Source organism: Portibacter marinus, from assembly GCF_021533195.1.
Classification (GTDB): domain Bacteria; phylum Bacteroidota; class Bacteroidia; order Chitinophagales; family Saprospiraceae; genus Portibacter; species Portibacter marinus.
This window is the reverse complement of sequence record NZ_JAJNKB010000045.1, coordinates 1-2138: the sequence shown is the minus strand read 5'-3', so window position 1 is coordinate 2138 and position 2138 is coordinate 1. Positions and strand designations below refer to the sequence as shown.

The 2138-nt window shown below is 32.9% G+C and carries 3 protein-coding genes; all 3 read right to left on the bottom strand.

Annotated features, from left to right (window positions below):
- Positions 1-69: 69 nt before the first annotated feature.
- The 3 genes from L2567_RS20795 to L2567_RS20785 all read right to left on the bottom strand — a co-directional run bounded on the left by L2567_RS20795 (position 70) and on the right by L2567_RS20785 (position 2076).
- The gene (locus L2567_RS20795) at positions 70-1026 is read right to left on the bottom strand and encodes an SDH family Clp fold serine proteinase (protein WP_235299792.1); all 957 of its coding nucleotides are present in this window, start codon (positions 1024-1026) and stop codon (positions 70-72) included.
- Positions 1027-1117: 91 nt separating this feature from the next.
- Positions 1118-1594, bottom strand: a complete 477-nt coding sequence (locus L2567_RS20790) for a helix-turn-helix transcriptional regulator (RefSeq protein ID WP_235299791.1) — start codon at positions 1592-1594, stop codon at positions 1118-1120.
- Complete coding sequence (locus tag L2567_RS20785) at positions 1591-2076, bottom strand: hypothetical protein (RefSeq protein WP_235299790.1); 486 nt, start codon at positions 2074-2076, stop codon at positions 1591-1593. Before L2567_RS20785 ends, L2567_RS20790 begins: the two co-directional genes overlap by 4 nt.
- Positions 2077-2138: the final 62 nt, after the last annotated feature.

Sequence of the window (2138 nt, the reverse complement as noted above, 5' to 3'; positions counted from 1 at the left end):
TAACGGATCAGTGGCATGTGGAGGAGCGACGATAGGAGCTCTTACATCATCGCCACCTGTTAGAGAGAGTTACCTTCTTTTGTTGATTGTTGCTTCTGAATCTTCACTTCCTATAAAGTAAAAATTATGCTTTAGCAGTGTCAATAATCTATCTTGAGATTCAAGTATTTGATAAATTCTATTACCCAGGTCATATTCATCAGTATTTCCTTTAATAATTTCATTACCTAAGATTTTGATTGCTTCAGTTTTGTCAATTACAAATCCATGGTCTTTATATTTGTACACAAGATCATAGGCAATAGACTTTGCATCTCTGGGTAAATTTTCTTTGTGGGTTGAAAGTAAGTTTTCTGCATATTGCATAGCTGACTCAGCAACACGTTCATAATATCCTATTTGAATCGGTTCAATTGAAAGACTTAAGTACTTTGCAAATAAGTCAGCTGAATCAGGATTTTCTTTCACTAAATCTGCAATATGCTCAATTGAATTTTTAAGTCCTAAAGCTGGCAAGCCATTTATTTGAGGGTCAATTGGACCTAACTCACTTAAACTTCCCATGTGAATCTCATTTGCTGCACAACAAAGTAATGTAGCTGCTGACTTTGCATATCTTGGTATCACCACAACCATTTTTCCATTTGAATACTCTCTACACAATTTTCCTATCAAATATGCGGAGCCTGGATTTCCGCCACTTGAGAAAAGTACGAGCAGTAGAGGTTTGTCCTTTGTAAATTTTGTTACGGAATTATATACTTTGTCCGCATCACTTTTCATCATGGTGCTGTCATCAAATAAAATGACTAAATCATACTTTTTAGAAACTGGATGTTTACTGATTTCTTGCTTTAAGTATTGAGTTAGTAAATCTTTATACAATCGTTTATCAGGATTGAGATCTTCAGGGCCATAGCCTTTAAATAGATGGCTAAAAAGCTCTGAATCTTTAATTTCTGGAATTTCATCAGCTTCCTTTTGATTTGTTGCTTTTACATTAGTTTCTGTAGATTTCTTTGTCATGTTGTATCAATTTTTATATTAAATAATTCTCTCTAACGGTGAATTGCAAGAGTAGCGACGACGATAGGAGGAAGTTACTTCTTGCATAGTGTTACCTTTCGTTTAATAAGTTGGCCAATGTATATTTCCTTGCATTTGAAGATTTCTCACATTTATATTCCTTCATTTCATTCTTAGCCTCGATAAATAGCCAAAGTTCTGGATCTATTTTAAAAATTTCGCCAACTTTCGTGGCAATTGAAATATTGAATTTCCTTCGTCCTTTTAACAATGCATAAAAATTAGTTCTTTCTATGTCAATGAATTCAGCGAATTGGGATTTTTTAATTTCATAAATCTTTAAAAGTCTTTCTAGAAAAGCTCCGGCTGTTGTAACATCTGAATTATCCGATTCTAAATAGCTTTGCATTTGAAGACTGATATTGATATGCTCAATTGACCTCTTAATTTCTATTGGCTGTTCAGCAGAATGAGATTGAACTATGCGTTGATACAATTTAAGTTCCTCTTTACTTAACTTCTTATTTTCTTCTCCGATGAGATGATCGAAACCTATTTTCTGTTTCATTTTCTGATATTTAATTTAAGATGTGTTTCAATTAATTTTAGCCCTTGTAGAGGAGCAATAATCATCCTCTCACGAAATATTAATTCAGCTCCATATTTCTCTTGATAATGATCAATGAGATTTCCTTTACTAGTAAATGCCAAATAACCAATATATCCATTTTTATTTATGGCGAAGGTTTGGTAGCAAGCAAATGCAATCAAAAGCTCAGCAACATTGGAAAATTTACCTTGCGATCCAAAGTTTGCAGGAGAAACCTCAACGTTTTTCATTATTACGTATTCCTCGTTTTCCCATTCAAGCTTCAATAAACCTTGTATTTCCTTATCCTTTACAAGCTTAAAAGTCAATTGATCATCTTCGTATATTTTAGACCAGTCAAATTGCCATTTGCTTCCGAGACTCTTTATGTCTTTTTTGGAAGCTTGCTCAATAAAAGCATCAAACTCATTTCCTTTTATATCTATTATTGATACTTTCATTATGCAAATATATCAAAATTAGATATTACATACAAGTCTATTTTCTTAATGAAAGGTAACGG

Coding starts and splice junctions, on each gene's coding strand:
- L2567_RS20795 (WP_235299792.1), bottom strand. CDS start 1,026: ATGACAAAGAAATCTACAGAAACTAATGTAAAAGCAACAAATCAAAAG.
- L2567_RS20790 (WP_235299791.1), bottom strand. CDS start 1,594: ATGAAACAGAAAATAGGTTTCGATCATCTCATCGGAGAAGAAAATAAG.
- L2567_RS20785 (WP_235299790.1), bottom strand. CDS start 2,076: ATGAAAGTATCAATAATAGATATAAAAGGAAATGAGTTTGATGCTTTT.